This window comes from Pseudomonas sp. LS2P72, assembly GCF_054897865.1.
The window spans coordinates 4,673,284-4,693,119 of the sequence record NZ_CM142708.1; the positions used below are offsets into that span (position 1 = coordinate 4,673,284).

The following is a 19,836-nucleotide window of genomic DNA, read 5'->3' on the forward strand; positions in this document are numbered from 1 at the left end:
CGCTATGGAATTCACGACTCAACACTTTATCGCGCTTGCGCCGTTGTTGATCACCAGCGTCACGATCATCGTGGTGATGCTGGCGATCGCCTGGCGCCGCAACCACTCGCAGACCTTCCTGATTTCCGTGGCGGGTCTGAACCTGGCGTTGCTGTCGATCCTGCCAGCCCTGAAAGTCGCGCCTCTGGCCGTGACTCCATTGCTGCAAATCGACACCTTCGCTTGCTTGTACATGGCGCTGATCCTGGTCGCCACCCTCGCTTGTGTGACCCTCGCCCACGCCTACCTCGGCGATGGCGGTTCGGGTTATCCGGGCAACCGTGAAGAACTTTACCTGCTGATTCTGATGGCCGCCGCCGGTGGCCTGGTACTGGTCAGCGCGCAGCACCTGGCCGGGTTGTTCATCGGTCTGGAACTGCTCTCGGTACCGGTCTACGGTCTGGTGGCTTACGCCTTCTTCAACAAGCGTTCGCTGGAAGCCGGTATCAAGTACATGGTGCTGTCGGCCGCCGGTTCTGCGTTCCTGTTGTTCGGTATGGCCCTGCTGTATGCCGATTCCGGCAGCCTGAGCTTCGTCGGTATCGGCCAGGCCCTCGCGGCCACCGGCCTGCCAAGCTCGCTGGCGCAACTGGGCCTGGGCATGATGCTGATCGGTCTGGCGTTCAAGCTGTCGCTGGTACCGTTCCACCTCTGGACTCCGGACGTTTACGAAGGTGCTCCGGCACCGGTGGCCGCGTTCCTGGCCACCGCTTCGAAAGTCGCTGTGTTCGCAGTAATGGTGCGTCTGTTCCAGATCTCGCCGGCGGCGAGCAGCGGTGTACTGAGCGACGTGCTGACCATCATCGCCATCGCGTCGATCCTGTTCGGTAACCTGCTGGCACTGACCCAGAGCAACCTCAAGCGTCTGCTGGGCTACTCGTCCATCGCTCACTTCGGTTACCTGCTGATCGCCCTGGTGGCGAGCAAGGGTCTGGCCGTGGAAGCCATCGGCGTGTACCTGGTCACCTACGTGATCACCAGCCTCGGCGCGTTCGGCGTGATCACCCTGATGTCCTCGCCGTACAACGGCCGTGACGCAGATGCCCTGTACGAATACCGTGGCCTGTTCTGGCGCCGTCCGTACCTGACCGCCGTACTGACCGTGATGATGCTGTCCCTGGCCGGCATCCCGCTGACCGCGGGCTTCATCGGCAAGTTCTACATCATCGCTACCGGTGTTGAGTCGCACCAATGGTGGCTGGTCGGCTCCCTGGTTCTGGGCAGCGCCATCGGCGTCTTCTACTACCTGCGTGTGATGGTCACCCTGTTCCTGATCGAACCAAACCTGCGTCGCCACGATGCGCAACTGCACTGGGAACAACGTGCAGGCGGCGTGATGCTGCTGGCGATCGCTGCACTGGCGTTCTTCCTTGGTCTGTATCCGCAGCCGTTGCTGATCCTGGTTCAGCAGGCGGGGTTGGCCGGTTGATTGTTTAGCGGTACTTGGTAGAAAACAGAAACGGCACCTTCGGGTGCCGTTTTTGTTTTTGTGGGATTCAACATCAAAAGATCCCAGCCTTCGGCAGCTCCTACATTGGGATGGCGTGCGCCCTGTAGGAACTGCCGAAGGCTGCGATCTTTTGATCTTCAACGCCCTCCCCCTTTTTCGGAGTTTGCCTGCAAAGCGGTGAGCAATGGCTGACATTCGACAGGAGCCATTTGTCGTTAAATTTGAAGCTCAACTATCAAGTGGAGATCGCGAACCATGAAGCGAGATGTTTTTTCAGAGTTGATGGACGGCCTCGAGGCGTTAGCCGAAGAACGCCAAAGCAGAGTTACTTTGAAAAAAACGCGCGTACAACGGATCGGCGCCATGAAGGGCAAACTCACACTTCCCGATGACCTCGATGCCCCTCTGTCAGACGGTATGCTAGATACCTTCGAAAAATAGAAGCCACATCTGCGCACATGTGATTCATCAGACTCACCCAAACCAATGTGGGAGCGAGCCTGCTCGCGATGGCGTCGGCACAATCAACATCTTCATTGCCTGACATTCCGCCATCGCGAGCAGGCTCACTCCTACAAGGATTCGTGTACTTGGGGCTCGCTCCACATGACGAAATTGTAATTCCCCCATCCCCCAAGCGTTATCCACAGCTTGCGACGTTGTCACCCGGCGACCATGCCAGCGGGCCTTAGCGGTGCACACAAAGTCTGCTGGCACTCCGGAATACCGTGTGCGGGCTTGTTCGCAAAAGCGGTCCATCAGGCAAAAATGAAAACGGCACCTCTCGGTGCCGTTCGCGTTTCACATTACAGACGCTTACTTACGCGCCGCCTCCCACGATTTCAGCAGTTCGGCATAGCTCACCGTTTCACCTTTAGGCTTCTCGTTCGCCAGTTTCGGCTTCGGTGCACCCGGTTGATCCAACCAGTACTGCGCGTCGCGCTCGGGGTTCATTTTCGGTGCGCAGGTGGCTTGCGCTTTCGAGCGTTCCAGACGGGTCATGATCGCGTCCTGATCTTTGGCCAAACCATCCAGCGCCTGTTGCGGGGTTTTCTCGCCGCTGGCGGCTTCGGCGATGTGGCTCCACCACAGTTGCGCCAAACGCGGATAGTCCGGCACGTTGGTCCCGGTCGGGGTCCATTGCACACGGGCCGGGCTGCGATAGAACTCAACCAGACCACCGAGTTTCGGTGCCAGGTCGGTCATGGCTTGCGAGTTGATGTCCGACTCGCGGATCGGCGTCAGGCCAACGATGGTTTTCTTCAGGGATACGGTTTTCGAAGTCACGAACTGCGCGTACAACCAGGCCGCCAGTCTTTGCTTCTCTGGCGTGGATTTGAGGAAGGTCCAGGAACCGGCGTCCTGATAACCGAGTTTCATGCCCTCTTCCCAATACGGACCTTTCGGCGACGGTGCCATGCGCCATTTCGGCGTGCCGTCGGCGTTCATCACCGGCAAGCCCGGTTTGGTCATGTCGGCGGTAAACGCGGTGTACCAGAAGATCTGCTGCGCGATGTTGCCCTGGGACGGCACCGGACCGGATTCGGAGAAGGTCATGCCCGCCGCTTCCGGTGGCGCATATTTCTTCAGCCAGTCGACGTATTTGGTGGTGGCATAGACCGCCGCCGGGCCGTTGGTGTCGCCGCCGCGGGTCACGCTGGAACCAACCGGATGGCAGTCCTCGACCCGGATGCCCCACTCGTCCACCGGCAAGCCGTTGGGAATGCCTTTGTCGCCAGCGCCGGCCATGGAGAACCAGGCATCGGTGAAGCGCCAGCCGAGGGACGGATCTTTCTTGCCGTAGTCCATGTGACCGTAGACGCGCTTGCCGTCGATTTCCTTGACGTCTTCGCTGAAGAATTTGGCGATGTCTTCATAGGCCGACCAGTTCACCGGCACGCCCAGTTCATAACCGTATTTTTCTTTGAATTTTGCTTTCAGATCCGCCCGCTCGAACCAGTCGGCGCGAAACCAGTAAAGGTTGGCGAACTGCTGGTCGGGCAGTTGATAGATCTTGCCGTCCGGCGCGGTGGTGAACGAGATGCCGATGAAGTCTTTGATGTCCAGGGTCGGCGAGGTATAGGCCTTGCCTTCGTTGGCCATCAGGTCGGTGATCGATTCGGTTTTGCCGTAGCGAAAGTGCGTGCCGATCAGGTCCGAGTCGTTGACCCAGCCGTCATAGATGTTCTTGTCCGACTGCATCTGGGTCTGCAGCTTTTCCACCACGTCGCCTTCTTGCAGCAAGTCGTGGGTCAGCTTGATCCCGGTGATTTCGGTAAAGGCTTTGGCCAGCACTTTGGATTCATATTCGTGGGTCGCGATGGTTTCCGAGACCACCTTGATGCTCATCCCGCGAAACGGCTCGGACGCCTTGATGAACCACTTCAGCTCTTCGAGCTGCTGGGCTTCGGTCAGGGTGGACGGTTTGAATTCGCTGCTAATCCATTTCTTGGCCGCATCTTCATAGGCATCGGCCCAGGCTGCAGCGCTCAACCCGCTGAGTGCCAGCATGGCTGCCAATGAAACGCTATGTCGCAGCTTATTGTTTTTGTCGAACATAGAGACCTCCTTTTAGGGTTTCGGAGCAACTTTGCCGAGCGATTCGACTAGCCCCAACGCATCACAGCCAACAGCCACACCAGGGACAACGCGAACGCAACCCAGATGCTCCAGTCGGTGACGCCGATTACCAGCAAATGCAGGTAGGCGCTGCCGAGAAGACCGATGAACAACCGATCGCCACGGGTGGTGGCAATCGGCAACAAACCACGCCGAAGAATGCTCGGCGAACGCAGTTCCCAGGTCGTCATGCCCACCAGAATCAAGGCAATGACACTGAAGAATGCCGCCGTAGGGCCGGTCCAACTCATCCATTCCATCATCAGCTCCTCAGACCCGGCCCAGGGCAAAGCCCTTGGCCACGTGGTTGCGAACAAACCAGATCACCAGCATGCCTGGCAGGATAGTCAATACCCCCGCCGCCGCCAGCACGCCCCAGTCGATACCGGACGCCGAGACCGTGCGCGTCATCACCGCCGCAATCGGTTTGGCGTTGACCGACGTCAGGGTTCGCGCCAGCAGCAGTTCGACCCAGGAAAACATGAAGCAGAAAAACGCCGTCACACCGATCCCGGAGCCAATCAGCGGAACGAAAATTTTCACAAAGAACTTGGGGAAACTGTAGCCGTCGATGTAGGCGGTTTCGTCGATCTCCTTCGGCACGCCGGACATGAAGCCCTCAAGGATCCACACCGCCAACGGCACGTTAAACAGGCAATGAGCCAACGCGACGGCGATGTGCGTATCGAATAAACCGATCGAGGAATACAACTGGAAGAACGGCAGCAAAAACACCGCCGGCGGCGCCATTCGGTTGGTCAGGAGCCAAAAGAACAGGTGCTTGTCACCGAGGAACCGATAGCGCGAGAACGCATACGCCGCCGGCAATGCCACGCTCAGCGAGATCACCGTGTTCAGGCTCACGTAGTACAGCGAGTTGAGGTAACCGGTGTACCAGGCCGGATCGGTGAAGATCACCTTGTAGTTGGCAAAGGTGAAGTCCTGCGGAAACAACGTCAGCCCGCTGAGGATTTCGGTGTTGCTCTTGAAAGACATGTTCAGTAGCCAGTAGATCGGCACCAGCAGGAACAGGATGTAGATCAGCAGCGGAATGAGCTTTCTTTTACTCATGGCAGACCTCAGCGGTTGGCGTCAGAGTGAGTCATGGCGGTGTAGAACAGCCAGGACACCAACAGGATGATCAGGAAGTACACCAGCGAGAAAGCCGCCGCCGGGCCGAGGTCGAACTGCCCGATCGCCATTTGCGTCAGGGTCTGACTCAAGAACGTCGTGGCATTACCCGGACCGCCACCGGTCAGCACAAACGGCTCGGTGTAGATCATGAAACTGTCCATGAACCGCAGCATCACCGCGATCAGCAATACGCTCTTGAGCTTGGGCAGCTGGATGTGTCGGAAAACCGCCCAGGCCGATGCCCGATCAATCCGCGCCGCCTGGTAGTACACGTCCGGAATCGCCCGCAACCCCGAGAAGCACAACAGCGCCACCAACGACGTCCAATGCCAGACGTCCATCACCAGCACCGTGACCCAGGCGTCCATGGTGTTGGCCGCGTAGTTGTAGTTGATGCCCATAGCCTTGAGGCTGGCGCCGAGCAGACCAATGTCCGCCCGACCGAAGATCTGCCAGATGGTGCCGACCACGTTCCAAGGAATCAGCAACGGAATCGCCAGGATGATCAGCACCAGCGATGACCAGCGACCCTTGGTCGGCATGGTCAGGGCGATGGCGATGCCCAGCGGGATTTCGATCAGCAGCACACAGCCGGAGTAGATGAACTGGCGCAGCAACGAGTCATGCAGGCGCGGATCGAGCAGCACTTGCCTGTACCAGTCGGCACCGACGAAGTAGCGGCTGGACTGGTCGAAGATGTCCTGCACCGAGTAGTTGACCACCGTCATCATCGGGATCACCGCACTGAACGCCACCAGCAAAAACACCGGCAACACCAGCCACCAGGCCTTGTTGTTCTGCACCTTGTTCATGGCTACGTCTCCAGGAGGTATTCGTCGGCATACACCATCAACCATTGCGCCGGAAAGCTGATGTAGGCGGTTCCCTCAGGCACTGGCTTGTCTTCGGCCAGGCGCACTTTCAAAGGGGCGCCGTCGAGGTTCAGGGTCATGATCTTGTAGGTGCCAAGGTCTTCGACGTGTACGACCTGTGCCTGCATCGCCTCATCAAACGGCTCGTCCCACACGTGCACGAACTCCGGACGGATGCCAACCTTCAGGGTTTTCCACTCGGACTCGGCTATGCGCTTCTGCTGAGCATCGGACAGCGGCAAATGAGTCGAGGCGAAACCGACACCGCCGGGCTGCGGCTGTACCTCGATCAGATTCATCCCCGGGCTGCCGATGAAATAGCCGACAAAGGTGTGGCTCGGTCGCTCGAACAGTTCTCTCGGCGTACCGAATTGCACAATCTGCCCGCCGTACATCACCGCGATCTTGTCGGCGAAGGTCGAGGCTTCGAGTTGATCGTGGGTGACATAGACCATGGTGATGTTGAACTGCTCGTGGATCTGCTTGAGCTTGCGTCGCAATTTCCACTTCAGGTGCGGGTCGATCACGGTCAGCGGCTCATCGAACAGGATCGCCGACACGTCATCGCGCACCAGCCCACGGCCCATGGAGACTTTCTGCTTTTCATCGGCGGTGAGGTTGCGCGCCTTCTTGCTCAGCAGCGTCTGGAGGTCGAGGACTTCGGCGATTTCCTGCACCTTGCTGTGAATTTTCGCCTCGGCCATGCCCTGATTGCGCAGCGGGAAGGCCAGGTTATCGAACACCGTCATGGTGTCGTAGACCACCGGAAACTGGAAAACCTGGGCGATGTTGCGCTTCTCCGGGGTCAGGTCGTTGACCACTTTGCTGTCGAACAGCACCTGACCCTGGGACGGACTGAGCAGCCCGGAAATGATGTTGAGCAAGGTCGACTTGCCGCAGCCCGAAGGCCCGAGCAAGGCATAAGCACCGCCCTGCTCCCAGACGTGGTCCATCTCGCGGATCGCATAATCCTCGGGGCCGCTCGGCGTCCGGGTGTAACAGTGGGCAAGGTGCTGCAAACGGATTTCGGCCATCAGGCAACCCTCGCGATACGGCGACCGGGCGCCTGGACCAGCCGCCCTTGCGTATCGAAGACAAACAGTTTATGGGTCGGAATGTAGATACGAATCGGCGCATCGACGTCGTATTCGTGAACGCCGGGCAAGTGCAGCACCAACAGGAAATGTTCGTTTCGCACATGGAGGAAGGTTTCCGACCCGCTGATCTCGGCCACCTCGACGGTGACCGCCAGTTCCAGGTCATCGTCGTTGCTCGGCACCAGCGAAATATGGCTGGGCCGTACGCCAAAGCGGAACTCGCCCTCGCCCACCGGCCGCAAATCGACGTTCAGCGGGAAGTGCACGAAATTGGCGAAGCTGACTTCGTTGCCGGCGATACGCCCCGGCATCAGATTGATCGGCGGCTCAGAGAACAGCTCCGCCGCCAGCACGGTTTGCGGCTGGTGATAAACCTCGGAAGACTTGCCGCTCTGAATCACCCGGCCTTCGTGAAGAATGGTGGTGGTGCCGCCCAGCGCCAGGGCTTCGTTGGGTTCGGTGGTGGCGTAGATGGCGATGGTGTGGTGAGCCTTGAACAGCTCGCGCATTTCCTGACGCAGTTCTTCGCGCAGCTTGTAGTCGAGGTTCACCAGCGGCTCGTCGAACAGGATCAGCTCGGCATCCTTGACCAGCGCCCGGGCCATCGCCGTGCGCTGTTGCTGGCCGCCGGAAAGCTCAAGCGGATGGCGCTGGAGGAATTTCTCGATGCGCAACATCTTCGCGGTTTCCAGCACTTTGCTCTGGATCAGCTCATTGGACACACCGCCCTGGCGCAAGGGCGAGGCGATGTTTTCGAACACCGTCATGGTCGGGTAGTTGATGAACTGCTGATAGACCATCGAAACGTTGCGCAAACGCACCGGGCGCTGGGTGACGTCGACGCCGTTCATCAGAATGCGGCCGCTGTCGGGCTTGTCCAGACCGGCCATCAGGCGCATGAGACTGGTTTTGCCGGACAGCGTGCGCCCGAGCAAAACGTTGAAGGATCCGGCTTCGAAATTAAGGCACGCATCGTCGATCCAGGTCTGGCCCTCGACGGTGCGGCTGACGTGCTCCAGGGTTAATGACATGGCTCGGCCTTTTTATTATTGGAGTCAAGCGACCGGAGCTACAGAGCGACATTCGTGCCAGAAAATGCAAGCCGTTGATCCGGCTTGAGAATCCTTGGAAGTGGAAGAAAAACCGCGTTCGTTGCTGAACAGAAATGAACAACCGCGACTGAACAATTGAACAATCCAGCCGTTGACAATGAACAATAGTGAACAACACTCTACGGATGCTTTAGCGACACGAATACTCGAATCCCCCGCGATCGCGTTACTCATAACAAAAATAATAACGCTCAGAGATCGATTGCCATGGCCGCACCCGCCTTGCCGCTCTCCCACGACGCCATCATCCAGGACTCCTGGTCCCGTTGCCGCGCGTTCGGCCTCAATCATCAGAGTGCCCCGGCGTTCGATCAGTTGCCGGCCGAGGGCATTGCGCAACTGCTGGAGAGCCAGCACTCACTGGTGCAAACCACTCACCAGGAAGTCTTGCCGTACTACGAGAACATCCTCAGTAACTCCAACTGCCTGATCATGCTCGCCGACAATCAGGGCCAGGTGCTGACGTCCTGGGGCACCCAGCGTTTTATCGAGCCGAACCTGACCCGAGGTTTCAGCGCCGGCGCCAGCTGGATGGAGCGTTGCAGCGGCACCAATGCGATTGGCACTGCACTGGCCTGCGAGCAGGCGGTGCACATCGAGCACGATGAACATTTCCTCAAAGCCAATCGATTCATGACCGGTTCCGCCGCACCGATTTTCGATGCCGAACGCAAGGTAATCGCGGTGCTGGATGTGTCCAGCGACAGCTATCTGCCGCCGTCTCACACCCTCGGCATGGTCAAGATGATGAGTCAGACCGTGGAAAACCGGCTGATCCTCAACCTGTTCCATGGCCAGCATTTTCAACTGACCTTCAACACCGGACTGAACAACCTTGACAGCCAATGGGCCGGACTGCTGATCTTTGATGAAACCGGTCAGGTGCTGTCCGCCAACCGCCGGGCCGACAATCTGCTGGGCATCAGTCTGTCGCGGGTGAGTGTCGAAAGCCTGTTCAAGGTCTCGCTGCTGGAGTTGCTGAACCAGCCGGACGGCCTGCCGTTTGCCCTGCAAGCCTCGGGGCGTAACCGCTTTCAATGCCTGCTGAAACGGCCAAAACAAGCGCCGATTCAAGCCCGAGTGTTTGCTGAACCCACGGTGCCGGCGCCCACAGCGATCAGCCTCAATACCCTGCATTTTGGCGACAGCCGCGTAGAGAAAGCCGTGCGCCAGGCCGAGCGGTTGCTGGAAAAAGACATTCCGTTGTTGATCCACGGCGAAACCGGGGTCGGCAAGGAAGTCTTCGTCAAAGCCCTGCATCAGGCCAGTTCGCGAAGCAAAAAACCGTTCATCGCCGTCAACTGCGCAGCCATTCCCGCCGAATTGGTGGAATCCGAACTGTTTGGCTACGAGAAAGGCGCGTTCACCGGTGCCAACCAGAAAGGCAGCATCGGGCTGATTCGCAAGGCCGACAAAGGCACCCTGTTCCTCGATGAAATCGGCGATATGCCGTTGCCGACTCAGGCTCGACTGCTGCGAGTGTTGCAGGAGCGTTGCGTGCAACCGGTGGGCAGCAGCGAGTTGTTCCCGGTGGATATACGGATTATTTCGGCGACCAACCGCTCGTTGCGCGAACAGGTTCAGTTGGGGCGCTTCCGCGAAGACCTGTACTACCGCATCGGCGGTTTGACCTTGGAGCTGCCGCCGTTAAGAGAACGCAGTGATAAAGAGGCCTTGTTCAAACGTCTGTGGGAACAACACCGCGAGCCGAGCCAATGGGCCGGCTTGAGCAGAGAGGTATTGGAGTTGTTCGGGCGTCATCCGTGGCCGGGGAATTTAAGACAGGTCAGCAGCGTGATGCAGGTAGCGCTGGCCATGGCCGAGGAGCAACCGGTGCGGCTGGAGCATTTGCCGGATGATTTCTTTGTTGATTTGGAATTGGAGCCGGTGGAGGTGGCGGAGCCGTTGGCGGTGGATTTGAATGATGCCGAGGACTTGAATCGGCAGTTGCAGGCGGCTGGGGGGAATATCTCCCATTTGGCCCGCAGGCTCGGGGTTAGCCGAAATACCCTTTATAAGCGGCTGCGACAACTTGGAGATTAAGTGAGCCAGACTACCCTCACCCCAGCCCTCTCCCAGGGGGAGAGGGAGCCGACCGAGGTGTCTGGCGTCATACATCGACCTGAAAAACCGAGTTGAATATGGATTCGGCACAAATCGTTCAGGTCGGTGTATCTCTTGAGCATCCCCGAATCAGTCCCCTCTCCTGGGGGAGAGGGTTAGGGTGAGGGCGAAATTCCGGACAGTGCCAATTATTGAAAGGCTGGCTCAACATTCGCAGCTGAGACCGCACTCAATGTGCGCAGACCAACCAGCACGACAACTACCATCACGACACCGGCGCCAATGGCCACTCCAAACCCTGCCCGCGCGCCATAGGCATCAATAACCAGACCCGAAAGCATGCCACCGAGCGCTACGCCGATGCTGATGCCGGTGGTCATCCACGTCAGGCCTTCGGTAATCCTCGATGGCGGAACGATGATCGTACCCAGATTCATCACCACCACCATGGTTGGCGCAAATGACACGCCAGCGATAAACAGCATCCCTGAAAGGATAAAAACGTCCGCTGAGAAAATCGGTAAAACACCTGTGAGTGCCGTGACCAATATCCCGATAAAGAACTGTTTTTCTATCGGCAGAGAAATCTTCAACGCACCAAATGTCAGACCCGCAACCATCGAGCCGAGCGCATAGGCTGCGAGGATGAACGTGGCGGACTCTGGCCAGCCTTGTGCGTTGGCGAAGGCCACGACTGCCACGTCGATTGATCCGCCAATCACCCCCATCGCCAGCAGCGCGAGGACGATGGTGCGTACGCCGGGAATAAGCAATGTAGAGCTGGTGCGGCTGATGTTGCCCACGACCACTTTCGGTTCTGTCTGGCGCTGCATAAGAAAAGTCGTCATCCCGACCGCCAGCAGCACGACGGCAACCAGCGGCCCGGCTTCGGCGAAAAAGCTCACGCTCAAACCGATCGCCAGTGGCGGGCCGATGATGTAGGCGAGTTCAGTCAGCACGGTGTCCAGAGAGAACGCCGTGTGCAGTTGCGGCCTGCCACGGAACAACTGTGTCCATCGAGCCCGGATCATCGACGGCATGCTCGGCATCGTCCCCGCGAGTGCCGCCAGAACAAACAGCAGCGCGACCGGCGCCCGCAGGTACACAGCGATGATCAGCGCCAGCAACATGCCAATGCTGACAGCCGTCACGACGGGCAGCACGCCACTCTGGCCACGCTGATCAACCAGTTTCGATATGTGCGGGCCAAACAGCGCATTGGCCAAGGTAAACGTACCGGCGACCGCGCCGGCCAGCCAATAAACACCGGTCTGCTGCACCAACATGGTGATGATGCCGATGCCGATCATTGCCTGTGGCAGACGGGCAATGGCGCTCGCGAGTACCAACCCCGTGGCGCCCGGGGTCGTCAGAAGTTCGCGATAGGGATTAGCCATGATTTCTCCATTTTGTACTCGCCGCTGATGAGCATCCGGCTGCACGCGACGCAGTCAGGCTGCGTCCGACATCAAGACGTATGCGAAGACCGAAAGCAACCCCTCACCCCAGCCCTCTCCCGGAGGTAGAGGGGGCCGATCGAGGTGTCTGGCGTCATACATCGACCTGAAAAACCGAGTCGATTATGGATTCACGACAAGACTTTCAGGTCGCAAAATATGCCGAACATCCCCCAATCAGTCCCCTCTCCTGGGGGAGAGGGTTAGGGTGAGGGGGGAATCTCAGGATGCCGTCGCACTCGCGGACAAACCATAAACAAAAACCCGCACAAGGCGGGTTTTGTTTGTAGCAAACGCAGCGATCAGTCAGCCAGTCGCCAGGTCGTGCCGCCCTTCCCGTCTTCCAGCACCACGCCCATGGCGGTGAGCTGATCGCGGATACGGTCGGATTCGGCCCAATCTTTACCAGCACGAGCGGCCAGACGCGCGGCAATCAACGCATCAACCTCAGCCGCATCCACCCGCCCTTCAGCGCCGGCCTGCAGGAAGTCATCAGCCTCAAGCTGCAACACGCCCAACACACTGGCCAATTCCTTCAAGCGCGCTGCCAGACCGGCCGCCGCATCGAGATCGCTCTCACGCAGACGGTTGATCTCGCGAACCATCTCGAACAGCACCGCGCACGCTTCCGGCGTACCAAAGTCGTCGTTCATCACCTGAGTGAAACGCTCGACAAAGGCTTCACCGCCAGCAGGCGCCACGTTCGGCAGGCCTTTCAACGCATGGTAGAAACGCTCGAGCGCGCCTTTGGCGTCCTTGAGGTTGTCTTCCGAGTAGTTGATCGCACTGCGGTAGTGGCTCGACACCAGCAGGTAACGCACGACTTCCGGGTGGTACTTTTCCAGCACGTCGCGAATGGTGAAGAAGTTGTTCAAGGACTTGGACATCTTCTCGCCATTGATGCGAATCATGCCGCAATGCATCCACGCGTTGGCGTAGGTCTTGCCGGTGGCCGCTTCGCTCTGGGCGATTTCGTTTTCGTGGTGCGGGAACTCGAGGTCGCTGCCGCCACCATGAATGTCGAAGGTCTCGCCGAGGCAGCAGGTCGACATCACCGAGCACTCGATGTGCCAGCCCGGACGACCATCGCCCCAAGGCGAAGGCCAGCTCGGCTCGCCCGGCTTGGCGCCCTTCCACAGCACGAAGTCCAGCGGGTCCTGCTTGGATTCGTCGACTTCGATCCGCGCGCCGATGCGCAGGTCTTCGATTTTCTTGCGCGACAGCTTGCCATAGCCCATGAACTTGGCGACGCGGTAATACACGTCGCCATTACCCGGAGCGTAGGCGTAGCCCTTGTCAATCAGGGTCTGGATCATCGCGTGCATGCCGGGGATATGACCGGTGGCGCGCGGTTCCATGTCCGGCTTCTGGATGTTCAGGCGCGCTTCGTCTTCGTGCATCGCCGCGATCATACGCTCGGTCAAGGCTTCGAACGACTCGCCGTTCTCCTTGGCCCGATTGATGATCTTGTCGTCGATGTCGGTGATGTTGCGCACGTAAGTCAGGTCGTAGCCGCTGAACCGCAACCAGCGGGTCACCAGGTCGAACGCGACCATGCTGCGGCCGTGGCCCAGGTGGCAATAGTCGTACACGGTCATCCCGCAGACGTACATGCGCACCTTGTTGCCATCCAGAGGCTTGAAGACTTCTTTGCTCTTGGTGAGCGTGTTGTAGATCGTTAGCACGTTAGATTCCTTGAATCACTGGCCCCACGAATCACGCAAGGTCACGGTACGGTTGAACACCGGATGACCGGGTTTCGAGTCCTTGATATCCGCGCAGAAGTAACCTTCGCGCTCGAACTGGAAACGGTCTTCCGGCTGTGCATTGCCAAGCGAAGGCTCGGCACGACAACCGGTGAGGACTTGCAGCGAGTCAGGGTTGATGTTGTCCAGGAAACTGGCGCTGTCTTCGGCCTTCTCAGGGTTGGCCGAACGGAACAGGCGATCGTACAGACGCACTTCGCACTCGACGCTGGCCGCGGCCGGCACCCAGTGCACCACGCCTTTGACCTTGCGGCCTTCAGGGTTCTTGCCCAGGGTTTCCGGGTCATACGAGCAACGCAGTTCGACGATGTTGCCATCGGCGTCCTTGATCGCTTCGTCGGCGCGAATCACGTAACTGCCGCGCAGACGCACTTCGCCAGCAGGTTCCAGGCGTTTGTAGCCTTTTGGCGGCTCTTCCATGAAATCTTCACGGTCGATGTAGATCTCACGGGCGAACGGCAGAACGCGCACGCCCATGTCTTCTTTCGGGTGGCACGCCAATTCGAGGTTTTCGACCTGGCCTTCCGGGTAGTTGGTGATCACGACTTTCAGCGGACGCAGCACGCACATGGCACGCGGGGCGCTGTGGTCGAGGTCGTCACGGATGCTGAATTCCAGCATGCCGAAGTCGACCACGCCGTCGGAACGGTTGGTGCCGATCATTTCGCAGAAGTTGCGGATCGATTTCGGCGTGTAGCCACGGCGGCGGAAGCCGGACAGCGTGGACATGCGCGGATCGTCCCAGCCAAGAACGTGCTTTTCATCGACCAGTTGCTTGAGCTTGCGCTTGCTGGTGATCGTGTAATTCAGGTTCAGGCGGCTGAATTCGTACTGACGCGGTTGCGCCGGTACGGGCAGGTTCTCGAGGAACCACTCGTACAGCGGACGATGGCTTTCGAACTCCAGGGTGCAGATCGAGTGAGTGATGCCTTCGATGGCGTCCGACTGACCGTGGGTGAAGTCGTAGTTCGGGTAGATGCACCACTTGTCACCGGTCTGGTGGTGGTGAGCGTGGCGGATGCGATACATGATCGGGTCGCGCAGGTTCATGTTCGGCGAGGCCATGTCGATCTTGGCCCGCAACACGCGTGCGCCGTCCTTGAATTCACCGGCCTTCATGCGGGCGAACCAATCCAGGTTCTCTTCCACGGAACGATCGCGGAACGGGCTGTTCTTGCCCGGCTCGGTCAGGCTGCCACGGTATTCCTTGGCCTGTTCAGGGCTCAGGTCATCGACGTAGGCCTTGCCGGCCTTGATCAGCGCAACGGCCCAGTCGTGCAACTGGTCGAAATACTGCGAGGCGTAGCGCACTTCACCGGACCATTCGAAGCCCAGCCATTTGACGTCGCTTTCGATCGCGTCGATGTATTCCTGGTCTTCCTTGGCCGGGTTGGTGTCGTCGAAACGCAGGTGCGTGACGCCGCCAAATTCCTGGGCCAGGCCGAAGTTCACGCAAATCGACTTGGCGTGACCGATGTGCAGGTAGCCGTTGGGCTCAGGCGGGAAACGGGTGACGATCTGCGTGTGCTTACCCGAGTCCAGGTCCGCCTGGATGATCGGGCGCAGGAAATTGACCGGCACGGCAGGGCCGGTCTTGGAATTCGAGGTAGGGTCGACAGTGGGCTTGCTCATAGGATCCTTGAACGTACAAGTGCGCGGCCAGTTGGCCAAATCAAAGCGGCGGTTAAAACAAAGGGGCTTATCATAGCCGATGCCGTCAAGTCGCTGACAGCACAGGGCAAAAAACGGCTGCATTTAATCGAATGCAAATGAAAAACAGCCTCGAAATTCGCGCCCGGCACGCTAAACTGCGCACCTTGGCTGCTGTTAGCCGGACCGGTTTAGGGCTTTAACGCCCAGAAACCCACGAATTCATTAGAAGAGTACCGATCATGACCCAAGTCAAACTGACCACCAACCATGGCGACATCGTCCTGGAACTGAACGCTGAAAAAGCCCCGATCACCGTGGCCAACTTCATCGAGTACGTCAAAGCCGGTCACTACGAAAACACTGTTTTCCACCGCGTCATCGGTAACTTCATGATCCAGGGCGGCGGTTTCGAGCCAGGCATGAAAGAAAAGAAAGACAAGCGCCCAAGCATCCAGAACGAAGCCGACAACGGCCTGCCGAACGAGAAGTACACCGTGGCCATGGCGCGCACCATGGAGCCGCATTCGGCTTCCGCCCAGTTCTTCATCAACGTGGCTGACAACAGCTTCCTGAACCACAGCGCCAAGACCACTCAGGGCTGGGGCTACGCGGTATTCGCCAAAGTCGTTGCAGGCACCGACGTAGTGGACAAGATCAAAGGTGTTTCCACCACCATGAAGTCCGGCCACCAGGACGTACCAGCAGAAGACGTGATCATCGAGAAAGCCGAGATCATTGAGTGATACTGCTGATTTCAGACTTGCATCTGGAAGAGGAGCGCCCGGACATCAGCCGGGCGTTTCTGGATTTGCTCGCCGGACGCGCCCGCTCGGCGAGTGCGTTGTACATCCTGGGCGACTTTTTCGAGGCGTGGATTGGCGACGATGCCATGACGCCGTTCCAGCGTTCCATCTGCCAGGCCCTGCGCGAACTCAGCGACAGCGGCACGGCCATTTTTCTGATGCACGGCAATCGCGACTTCATGCTCGGCCAGGCCTTCTGCAAACAGGCCGGCTGCACGTTGTTGAAAGACCCGAGTGTCGTGCAGTTTTACGGCGAGCCGGTGCTGTTGATGCACGGCGACAGCCTCTGCACCCGCGACGAAGCCTATATGAAGCTGCGTCGCTATCTGCGTAATCCGATCACCCTGTTCATCCTGCGGCATCTGCCCTTGGGCACCCGGCATAAACTGGCGCGCAAGCTGCGCAGTGAAAGCCGTGCGCAGACGCGGATGAAGGCCAATGACATTGTGGATGTCACGCCGGAAGAAGTGCCGCGAATCATGCAGGCATTTGGCGTGAAAACGCTGATCCATGGGCATACCCATCGCCCGGCCATTCACAAGTTGCAGATTGGCGAACAGGCGGCCAAGCGGATTGTGCTGGGGGATTGGGATCGTCAGGGGTGGGCGTTGCAGGTGGATGAGCAAGGATTTGCGTTGGCGCCGTTCGACTTCACCCCGCCGCCACAGCTTGCAGCACCCGCTAACTAACTACCAAACACAAAACCCACTGTAGGAGTGAGCCTGCTCGCGATAGCGGTATCACATTCAACAACTTTGTTGACTGATACACCGCTATCGCGAGCAGGCTCACTTCCTACAGTTTGATCGCGTTTGGTCAGTGGCCGCTGGCAGCAGGGCCTGCTTTAGCGGCAAACGGCGGTTTCGCCAGCCACACAATCACGATCAACCCCATGAACGCCCACCCCAGCAACGTGAAGTAATCCACGGTGGAGAGCATGTACGCCTGACTGGTCAGCACGTGATCCAGTTGCGCATACGCCGGGTTGCCCGCCCCGCCCAGGCTGTTCAACGCCTCGCGGGTAGCCGGCTCATAGGTGCTGATGCTTTCGCTCATATAGGCGTGGTGCTGATCCGCCCGGCGAATCCAGATCCACGTCGTCAACGACGCCGCAAAACTACCGCCCAAGGTCCGCAGGAACGTCGCCAGGCCCGCGCCGTCGGCGATCTGGTTCGGTGGCAGGTCTGACATCAGAATGCTCAAGGTCGGCATGAAGAACAGCGCCACGCCAATCCCCATGAACAGCTGCACCAGGGCGATGTGCTGGAAATCCACTTCGTTGGTAAACCCGGCACGCATGAAGCAGCTCAAGCCAATCGCCAGGAACGCCAGGCCAGCCAGCAATCGCAGGTCGAACTTGTGTGCGTATTTGCCGACAAACGGCGACATCAGCACTGGCAGAATCCCGATCGGCGCCACCGCCAGCCCCGCCCACGTCGCCGTATAACCCATCTGGGTTTGCAGCCATTGCGGCAGGATCAGGTTGATCCCGAAGAACCCGGCATAACCCAACACCAGCACAATCGTGCCGATGCGGAAGTTGCGGTAAGCGAACAGCCGCAGATTCACCACCGGGTGTTTGTCAGTCATTTCCCAGATCACGAACACTGCCAGCGCTATCACCGAAATAGCCGCGCCGATGAGGATGAAGTTCGACTCGAACCAGTCCAGGTCATTGCCCTTGTCGAGGATCACCTGCAAGGCTCCGACGCCAATGATCAGGGTGATCAAACCGACGTAATCCATCGGCTGGTAGCTGGTTTCCACCGGCCGCGCCTTGAGTTGCTGGCGCACCACCATCACCGCGAAAACACCGATCGGTACGTTGATAAAGAAGATCCACGGCCAGCTATAACTGTCGGTAATCCAGCCGCCGAGGATGGGACCGGCAATCGGCGCCACCACCGTGACCATCGCCAGCAACGCCAGGGCCATGCCGCGCCTGGCGGGCGGATAGACGGCAATCAGCAGCGTTTGAGTCATCGGGTACAAGGGGCCTGCCACCAGACCTTGAAGCACTCGAAAGCCGATCAGCTCAGGCATCGAGGTCGAGATACCGCACAGAAACGACGCCAGCACGAACAGAATCGTCGCCCAGAGAAACAGCTTCACCTCGCCGAAACGCCGACTGAGCCAACCGGTCAGCGGCAGCGCGATGGCGTTGCTCACGGCGAACGAGGTAATCACCCAAGTGCCCTGCTCCGAACTCACGCCCAGGTTGCCGGAAATCGTCGGCAGCGCCACGTTGGCAATGGTGGTGTCGAGTACTTGCATGAAGGTCGCCAGCGACAGGCCGATGGTGCTGAGCAACAGGCTGGGCGGCGTGAAAGAGGCGTTATTGCTCATCGCGAATCCTTTGAAACTTGGCTGGCGCTGCGCCTGTTACAGACGCATCTGACCTTGTGGGAGTGAGCCTTTGTGGTGAGGGGATTTATCCCCGTTGGGTCGCGAAGCGGCCCCAGCACTTCAAAGTCCAATCGCATTAATGAGCTGACGTCTGCTTCGCAGCCGAACGGGGATAAATCCCCTCGCCACACAGGGTCGGTGTGATGACTAATCAGCGTTGAACGGTTTTGCTGACCGCAGCGCTGTTGTCGTGGATAAGTTGAGTGATCATCGCGTCGGCCTCGGCCAACTGACGGTCATACACATTGGTGCTGAACGAGGCCTTTTGCGGCGGTTGTTGCGCCAGCACCGGGCCGCTCTGGTCACGCAGGTTCACATCGACCTGAGTCGACAGGCCGACCCGCAACGGGTGCTTGGTGAGTTGTTCAGCGTTGATGTGAATCCGCACCGGCACCCGCTGGACGATCTTGATCCAGTTACCGGTGGCGTTCTGCGCTGGCAGCAAGGCAAACGCGCTGCCGGTGCCGGCGCCGAGGCTGTCGATGGTGCCGCTGAATTTCACGTCGCTGCCATAGAGGTCGGCTTCGATGTCCACCGGCTGACCGATGCGCATGTCACGCAGTTGGGTTTCCTTGAAGTTGGCGTCGATCCACAGCTGATCCAGCGGAATGACCGCCATCAATGCGGTGCCCGGCTGGACGCGTTGGCCCAGTTGCACGGAACGTTTGGCGACATAACCGGTGACCGGCGCGATCAAGGTGCTGCGCGAATTGTTCAAGTAAGCCTGACGCAATTGCGCAGCAGCGGACATCACGTCCGGGTGCGACGACACCACGGTGTCATCGACCAGCGCACTGGTGGTTTTCAGTTGCTGTTTGGCGTTGGCCAAGGCGTTTTGCGCCGAGGTCAGGTCGTCGCGAGCATGGGACAGTTCTTCCTGGGAAATCGCGCCGCCAGCGGCGAGGTTTTTCCGGCGATTGAAGTTGTCCTGAGCCTTTTGCACTTCAGCTTGTTGGGCGTTGACCTGGGCTTTCATGCCGTCGACGTTGCTGTACAAGCCGCGAACCTGACGCACGGTGCGGGCCAGATTGGCCTGGGCACTTTGCAGACCGACTTCGGCGTCGTTCGGGTCGAAGTTGATCAGCACCTGGCCTTCGTGAACCAGGTCGCCGTCGTCGGCACCGATGCTGACCACCGTGCCGGTGACCAACGGAGTAATTTCCACCACGTTGCCGTTCACGTAGGCGTCGTCGGTGCTTTCGTTCCAGCGACCGTAGAGTTCGTGATACCCCCAGACGCCGGCACCGGCGAGGATCACCACGATCGCGAGCAGCACCAGCATGACTTTGCGTTTGCGCGAATTGCTCGCGTCTTGAGTGTTGTCAGGGGATTGGGTTTTATCGGCAGTGGCCATGACAATTACC

The 19,836-nt window shown here is 58.9% G+C and carries 16 protein-coding genes; 5 read left to right on the forward strand and 11 right to left on the reverse strand.

Going from position 1 to position 19,836, the window contains the following annotated elements:
- Window positions 1-4 precede the first annotated feature (4 nt).
- Window positions 5-1,468, forward strand: a complete 1,464-nt coding sequence (nuoN, locus tag ACYZUA_RS21475; RefSeq protein WP_095128989.1) for an NADH-quinone oxidoreductase subunit NuoN — start codon at window positions 5-7, stop codon at window positions 1,466-1,468.
- A gap of 276 nt (window positions 1,469-1,744) precedes the next feature.
- Complete coding sequence (locus ACYZUA_RS21480) at window positions 1,745-1,930, forward strand: hypothetical protein (RefSeq protein ID WP_461960518.1); 186 nt, start codon at window positions 1,745-1,747, stop codon at window positions 1,928-1,930.
- Between the two features lie 375 nt (window positions 1,931-2,305).
- Here ACYZUA_RS21480 and ACYZUA_RS21485 read toward each other — a convergent pair whose 3' ends face one another.
- Genes ACYZUA_RS21485 through ACYZUA_RS21510 form a run of 6 tightly spaced genes read right to left on the reverse strand, consistent with a single transcriptional unit; the run spans window position 2,306 to window position 8,242 of the window.
- Entirely contained in the window at window positions 2,306-4,048 is a 1,743-nt protein-coding gene (locus tag ACYZUA_RS21485; protein ID WP_461960519.1) for an ABC transporter substrate-binding protein, read from the reverse strand.
- Between the two features lie 47 nt (window positions 4,049-4,095).
- Window positions 4,096-4,368, reverse strand: a complete 273-nt coding sequence (locus ACYZUA_RS21490; protein ID WP_008146061.1) for a DUF2160 domain-containing protein — start codon at window positions 4,366-4,368, stop codon at window positions 4,096-4,098.
- A gap of 10 nt (window positions 4,369-4,378) precedes the next feature.
- A complete protein-coding gene (locus ACYZUA_RS21495) occupies window positions 4,379-5,179 on the reverse strand; it encodes a carbohydrate ABC transporter permease (RefSeq protein WP_017339615.1) in 801 nt (266 codons plus the stop codon).
- A gap of 8 nt (window positions 5,180-5,187) precedes the next feature.
- Entirely contained in the window at window positions 5,188-6,054 is an 867-nt protein-coding gene (locus ACYZUA_RS21500; protein WP_074878246.1) for a carbohydrate ABC transporter permease, read from the reverse strand.
- 2 nt (window positions 6,055-6,056) lie between these two features.
- Window positions 6,057-7,148 (reverse strand): ABC transporter ATP-binding protein, encoded by a 1,092-nt coding sequence (locus ACYZUA_RS21505; RefSeq protein ID WP_461960520.1) that lies wholly within the window; start codon window positions 7,146-7,148, stop codon window positions 6,057-6,059.
- Complete coding sequence (locus ACYZUA_RS21510; RefSeq protein WP_415768228.1) at window positions 7,148-8,242, reverse strand: ABC transporter ATP-binding protein; 1,095 nt, start codon at window positions 8,240-8,242, stop codon at window positions 7,148-7,150. Before ACYZUA_RS21510 ends, ACYZUA_RS21505 begins: the two co-directional genes overlap by 1 nt.
- Before the next feature lie 288 nt (window positions 8,243-8,530).
- Here ACYZUA_RS21510 and ACYZUA_RS21515 point away from each other — a divergent pair, with 288 nt between their 5' ends.
- Window positions 8,531-10,366: a sigma-54-dependent Fis family transcriptional regulator gene (locus tag ACYZUA_RS21515; RefSeq protein WP_461960521.1), complete on the forward strand. Its 1,836-nt coding sequence runs from the start codon at window positions 8,531-8,533 to the stop codon at window positions 10,364-10,366.
- Between the two features lie 209 nt (window positions 10,367-10,575).
- Here ACYZUA_RS21515 and ACYZUA_RS21520 read toward each other — a convergent pair whose 3' ends face one another.
- The 3 genes from ACYZUA_RS21520 to ACYZUA_RS21530 all read right to left on the reverse strand — a co-directional run bounded on the left by ACYZUA_RS21520 (window position 10,576) and on the right by ACYZUA_RS21530 (window position 15,242).
- On the reverse strand, window positions 10,576-11,784 hold the full coding sequence (locus ACYZUA_RS21520) for an MFS transporter (RefSeq protein WP_461960522.1): 1,209 nt from the start codon (window positions 11,782-11,784) through the stop codon (window positions 10,576-10,578).
- 362 nt (window positions 11,785-12,146) lie between these two features.
- The gene (gene cysS / locus ACYZUA_RS21525) at window positions 12,147-13,529 is read right to left on the reverse strand and encodes a cysteine--tRNA ligase (RefSeq protein ID WP_461960523.1); all 1,383 of its coding nucleotides are present in this window, start codon (window positions 13,527-13,529) and stop codon (window positions 12,147-12,149) included.
- Between the two features lie 15 nt (window positions 13,530-13,544).
- The gene (locus ACYZUA_RS21530; protein WP_461960524.1) at window positions 13,545-15,242 is read right to left on the reverse strand and encodes a glutamine--tRNA ligase/YqeY domain fusion protein; all 1,698 of its coding nucleotides are present in this window, start codon (window positions 15,240-15,242) and stop codon (window positions 13,545-13,547) included.
- Window positions 15,243-15,502: 260 nt separating this feature from the next.
- Here ACYZUA_RS21530 and ACYZUA_RS21535 point away from each other — a divergent pair, with 260 nt between their 5' ends.
- Window positions 15,503-16,006 (forward strand): peptidylprolyl isomerase, encoded by a 504-nt coding sequence (locus tag ACYZUA_RS21535; protein WP_033057103.1) that lies wholly within the window; start codon window positions 15,503-15,505, stop codon window positions 16,004-16,006.
- Window positions 16,003-16,755, forward strand: a complete 753-nt coding sequence (gene lpxH / locus ACYZUA_RS21540) for a UDP-2,3-diacylglucosamine diphosphatase (protein ID WP_461960525.1) — start codon at window positions 16,003-16,005, stop codon at window positions 16,753-16,755. Before ACYZUA_RS21535 ends, lpxH begins: the two co-directional genes overlap by 4 nt.
- A gap of 127 nt (window positions 16,756-16,882) precedes the next feature.
- On the opposite strand, the gene ACYZUA_RS21545 is transcribed toward lpxH, so the two are convergent.
- Window positions 16,883-18,412, reverse strand: coding sequence for a DHA2 family efflux MFS transporter permease subunit (locus tag ACYZUA_RS21545; RefSeq protein ID WP_461960526.1), 1,530 nt, complete (start codon window positions 18,410-18,412; stop codon window positions 16,883-16,885).
- Between the two features lie 211 nt (window positions 18,413-18,623).
- Complete coding sequence (locus tag ACYZUA_RS21550; protein WP_461960527.1) at window positions 18,624-19,826, reverse strand: HlyD family secretion protein; 1,203 nt, start codon at window positions 19,824-19,826, stop codon at window positions 18,624-18,626.
- Window positions 19,827-19,836: the final 10 nt, after the last annotated feature.